A 5,105-nucleotide genomic window follows, 5' to 3' on the forward strand; every position below is an offset into this window, starting at 1 on the left:
CCACATTTGTCCTGCGTCAACCCACAAAAGTGCCGCTTGCCATTTGCGCTGATGATAAGCATTATCATTCACTGCAAATCGGTCTGGTATCACTGTGAGCCAATCTCGCTTCAACCACGTCTTTCTCACCCAGCGGGTGATTTTGCTGCGCACCTTGCAGCGCATGGTGAACAACCACAGCACCGCAGAGGACCTGTTGCAGGAAACCTACCTGCGCGTCACCCGGGCCCTCAGTGAGCGGCCTATCGATCACCTTGAACCTTTCGTCTACCAAACGGCGCGCAATCTGGCGCTGGACCACCTGCGTTCCCGCAGGATCCAGGCCCGCACGTTGCAGGAAGATGTCCCGTTGGACATCCTGCAAAGCGTCGCCGCGCCCATCAGCACACCCGAAGATGCCACCCAGGCCGAGCAATTGCTTGAGCACTTGAGCGTCAGCCTGGGCCAGTTGAGCGCCCGCCAGCAGCAGATTTTCATCCTCAGCCGCCTGCATGGTTGCAGTTACCAGGAGATTGCCGATCAGTTGGACGTGTCCTTGAGCACCGTGCAAAAGGAACTGAAACTAATCATGGCCATCTGCGTAGGTGTGGCCGAAAGGTTGGATCGGCCTTAAGCTGCACCTGATTGCGCTGTAGGAAAGATCAATAAAACGTGGCGAAGACCCGAGGAACACCGTGACGGACCCGAATAAACGGCACCCCCATGAGCTGGCTCATGAGGTGTTGCAAGACACGGCTATGGACCAGGCCCTCGATTGGCTGATCGCCTTGCAATGCCCGCAACCCGGGCAGCAGGCCGAGTTTGAAGCCTGGCTGGCCAGCGACCCGGCCCACGTCCAAGCGTTCGCCAAGGCCCAGGCTGCCTGGGGTGGCGCGCCGGTCCACAGCGCCGCCGTGGCCCTCGCCGCGCCGCGCAAGCCGAGCGCCTGGCGCCGGATCAAACCGCACTGGAAACCCTTGGCTACCGCCGCCGTGCTGCTGATTGGCCTGTTCAGCTTCAGCAACCTGCCAGTGCGCCTGCAAGCCGACCATCTCACCGTGGTCGGCGAACGCCAGCGCCTGCAACTGGACGACGGCGCCAAGGTGCTGCTGAACACCAACTCGGCGTTTTCCAGCCGCATCAAGGACCAGCAGCGCGTCGCCCGCCTGTACCAGGGCGAAGCCTTTTTTGAAGTGGCCCCCAGCCACGGCCTGCCCCTGGAGATCGACGCCGGCCCGGTGCGCGCCAGCGTGCGCGATACCGCCTTTGCCGTGCGCTACCTCAATGGCGAGGCGCAGGTGCAGGTGCAACGCGGCGACGTCGACCTGAGCAACACCTTCGACGATGCACGCGTGCGCTTGAGCGCCGGGCAAAGTATCCGCATTGGCCCCAAGGGCTTCGGCCCGCCCGCCAAGCTGGACGCCAACAAGGACCTGGCCTGGGTGCAGGGCCGGCTGATCTTTGAAAACTGCCCGATGAGCGAAGTGCTCGCCGAGCTGCGCCGCTACTACCCCGGCTGGATCGTCAACAACAACGAGCAACTGGCCAGCGTCGCCGTCACCGGCAATTACCGCCTCGACCAGCCCCTGGACGTGGTGCGCTCACTCGCCCACATCACCTCGGCCAAGCTGTCGGAATACCCGGCTCTGGTGATCCTGAACTAAATGAGAATTATTTTTACTCGATAACCTCTGGTGGTACGTCTCGTCTTAGCCAATGCAACTGATTCCTATTTGTTTCAGTTCGCGACTATAAGATTCGTACTCCGGAGCGCTCTCGATGTCCTCTCGTTTCAACCGCCGGTCTTCCTTGCCCGTGCTGTCCGTGCTGACCGCCGCCATCCTGCTGGCTGGCGCGCCGGCAATGGCCGCCACCGCTGCCGAACCTGCCCCGCGCAGCCACGGCAACTACAACTTCAGCATCGAGCAACAGCCGTTGGTGGCCGCGCTGAACGCCTTCACCAGCGTCACCGGCTGGCAAGTCGGCCTGCCGGCAGAGCTGGGCCAGGGTGTGTCGTCCCCTGGCGTACGCGGTGCACTGTCGCCGGAAAAAGCCCTGGACCAGCTGTTGGTGGGGACCAACCTGAGCTACCGCAAACTGGGCAACAACAACATCGTCCTGGAAAAGCGTGCGGCCGGCGGCACCCTCAACCTGCAACAAGTGACCATCAGCGCCACCCGCCACGAGCAGGATGTGACCAGCGTACCGAGCACCGTCAGCGTGCATGATCGCCAGGAGCTGGACCGCCTCAACGTCGGCAACAGCCGCGATTTGGTGCGCTACGAGCCCGGTGTCTCGGTGGGCGGCGCCGGCACCCGTTCGGGCAATGCCGGCTTCAATATCCGTGGCATCGACGGCGACCGCATCCTCACCCAGGTCGATGGCGTCGAAGTGCCCGATCACTTCTCCAACGGCCCGTACGCGCAGACCCGCCGCAACTACGTCGACCCGGAGATCGTCAAACGCGTCGAGATCCTGCGCGGCCCGGCCTCGGCCCTCTACGGCAGCAGCGCCATCGGCGGCGCGGTGAGCTACTTCACCCTCGACCCCGACGACATCATCAAGCCCGGCCAGGACGTCGGCGCCCGCCTGAAGACCGGCTACAGCTCCGCCGACGAAAGCTGGCTGACCTCCGGCACCGTCGCCGGCCGCGTGCAGGACGTCGACGGTTTGCTGCACCTGAGCCAGCGCAACGGCCACGAGACCGAATCCTACGACGGCAACAACGTCACCGGCCTGAACCGCACCGCCGCCAACCCGGAAGACGCGCGCACCACCAACGTGCTGGCCAAGCTGGGCTGGAACTACGGCGATGACAACCGCCTGGGCTTCACCTACGAGAAGTACAAGGACGACCGCGACACCAATCAGAAAAGCGCCGTGGGCGGCCCGTACAACACCGGCTTCAACAGCAACCTGTACCGCGCCCGCACGGGCAACGACACCATCAGCCGCGAACGCTTTGGCCTGGAAAACAGCGTTGCCGTCGACACGCTGTTTGCCGACCGCATCAAGACCAGCCTCAACTACCAGATCGCCAAGACCGACCAGACCACGGACGAACACTACGTGTCGGGTGCGCGCAATTTGCTGCGCCAACGGCAGACGCTCTACGAGGAAAAACAATGGGTGTTCGACGCCCAGCTGGACAAGGCGTTTGCCATTGGCGACACCGACCACGTGCTGACCTACGGCACCACAATCAAGCAGGCGAAAGTCACCGGTTCACGCACCGGCAGCGCCACCTGCCTGACCGTCAGCACCTACTGCGCAGCCGTCGGCGGCCCGAGCACCTTCCCGTCGGACAAAGTCGTCCCGGCCAGCGACTTCCCGGACCCGACCATCAACACCTACGCGCTGTTCGCCCAGGACCAGATCAACTGGGGCAAATGGACCTTCCTGCCCAGCGTGCGGTATGACTACACCCAGCTCAAGCCCAAGCTGACCGAGGATTTCCTCAACGCCACCGACCCGAATCGTGTCTACGCCCACGACGACAGCGACAAGACCTGGCACCGCGTATCGCCGAAATTCGGCCTGACCTACGCCCTGACCGATCACTACACCTGGTTCGGCCAATACGCCGAAGGCTTCCGCACGCCGTCGGCCAAAGCCCTGTACGGCCGCTTCGAAAACATCCAGCAAGGCTACGTGGTCGAACCCAACTCGGACCTCAAGCCAGAAAGCAGCAAGAGCTTCGAAACCGGCCTGCGCGGCAATTTCGAGGAAGGCAACTTCGACGTGGCGGTGTTCTATAACAAGTACCACGACTTCATCAACGAAGACGCGGCGCTGCTGTCCCCCACCGGCACCGCGTTCAAGGCCAGCAACATCAAGCGCGCCACCATCAAGGGCGTGGAAGCCAAGGGTCGCCTGAACCTCGACAGCTTCGGCGCACCGCAAGGCCTGTACACCCAGGGCTCGGTGGCCTATGCCTACGGCCGCAACGAAGACACCGGCGAGCCGATCAACAGCGTCAACCCGCTCAAGGGCGTGTTTGGCCTGGGTTACGAACAGCAAAACTACGGCGCACTGGTCAGCTGGACCCTGGTCAAGAAGCAGGATCGTGTCGACAAAAACACCTTCTTCTCCCCCGACGGCGACACCAGCAAAGCCCCGTTCAAGACCCCAGGCTTTGGCATCGTCGACCTGACCGGTTTCTACAAAGTCACCAACGACGTAACCATCAACGGCGGCCTGTACAACGTGACCGACAAGAAATACTGGAACTGGGACGACGTGCGCAGCTTCGACAGCATCGGCGAAGCCGGCGTGACCGCCCCCGCCAATATCGACCGCCTGACCCAGCCCGGCCGCAACTTTGCGATCAACCTGATCTGGGATATCTGACAGCGCCTGCCTCACCCCGCCGATATTTTATAAACGGGGTGAGGTTTTTTTACTGTGCCGCGTCTTCTTGTTCGTCTATTTGATAACGGCTCTCTTTAAGAGCAACAAGGCGCTCCCCCTTCTCAAGGACTTTTTCCATGACCGCTACCTCTACCGCAGAACGCCCAAGCCTGCGCTCCCAGCGCCTGAACCAGATCACTAACGAACCGCACACCAAGCTCGACGCCCTCGTCAAAGCCCACGCGCCGTTCGAAACCCAAGCCAACTTTGCCCGCTTCGTGGTGGCGCAATACCTGTTCCAATCGGAACTGGTGGCCCTGTACAACGATGCCGAACTGATCGAGATCGTCCCGGACCTGGCCGCACGCTGCCGCGCCGACGCCGCCAAGCTGGACCTGGCCGACCTCGACACCGACGTGCCGGCGCCCGTTGCCGGTGCGGTGAACAGCCCGAGCAAGGCCGAAGCCCTGGGCTGGCTGTTCGTGTCCGAAGGTTCCAAGCTGGGCGCCGCGTTCCTGATAAAGCGCGCCGTGGGCCTGGGCCTGAGCGAAACCTTCGGTGCCCGTCACCTGGGCGAGCCGGCCGGTGGTCGTGCCGAAGGCTGGAAGAGCTTCACCCGCACCCTCGATGGCCTGGAATTCAGCGCTGAAGAAGAAGCCGCCGTGGAAAAAGGTGCAGTGGATGCGTTTGTGCGCTTCACCGTGCTGCTGGAACAGGCGTACGCTAGCGCCCCTGAACTGGCCTGACCCTTGGTTGGAATGCAATCAAAAATGTGA

General features: G+C 62.5%; 4 protein-coding genes. All 4 read left to right on the forward strand.

Going from position 1 to position 5,105, the window contains the following annotated elements; translation table 11 throughout:
• The first annotated feature begins 94 nt into the window (after positions 1-94).
• The 4 genes from NUV89_RS27390 to NUV89_RS27405 all read left to right on the forward strand — a co-directional run bounded on the left by NUV89_RS27390 (position 95) and on the right by NUV89_RS27405 (position 5,075).
• The gene (locus NUV89_RS27390; protein WP_257783773.1) at positions 95-613 is read left to right on the forward strand and encodes an RNA polymerase sigma factor; all 519 of its coding nucleotides are present in this window, start codon (positions 95-97) and stop codon (positions 611-613) included.
• A 61-nt stretch (positions 614-674) separates the two neighbouring features.
• Entirely contained in the window at positions 675-1,643 is a 969-nt protein-coding gene (locus NUV89_RS27395; RefSeq protein ID WP_257783774.1) for a FecR domain-containing protein, read from the forward strand.
• Positions 1,644-1,758: 115 nt separating this feature from the next.
• Positions 1,759-4,329 carry a TonB-dependent receptor gene (locus NUV89_RS27400; RefSeq protein ID WP_257783775.1) on the forward strand — a complete coding sequence of 857 codons (2,571 nt, stop codon included), beginning with the start codon at positions 1,759-1,761 and terminating at the stop codon, positions 4,327-4,329.
• Between the two features lie 137 nt (positions 4,330-4,466).
• Positions 4,467-5,075, forward strand: coding sequence for a biliverdin-producing heme oxygenase (locus tag NUV89_RS27405; RefSeq protein ID WP_257783776.1), 609 nt, complete (start codon positions 4,467-4,469; stop codon positions 5,073-5,075).
• Positions 5,076-5,105 lie beyond the last annotated feature (30 nt).

The sequence above is a fragment of the Pseudomonas sp. 18.1.10 genome, assembly GCF_024655625.1.
Lineage (GTDB): Bacteria > Pseudomonadota > Gammaproteobacteria > Pseudomonadales > Pseudomonadaceae > Aquipseudomonas.

What these genes read in the sequence shown, in the direction of transcription:
- NUV89_RS27400 (WP_257783775.1), top strand. Translation starts at nt 1,759, where the DNA reads ATGTCCTCTCGTTTCAACCGCCGGTCTTCCTTGCCCGTGCTGTCCGTG.
- NUV89_RS27405 (WP_257783776.1), top strand. Translation starts at nt 4,467, where the DNA reads ATGACCGCTACCTCTACCGCAGAACGCCCAAGCCTGCGCTCCCAGCGC.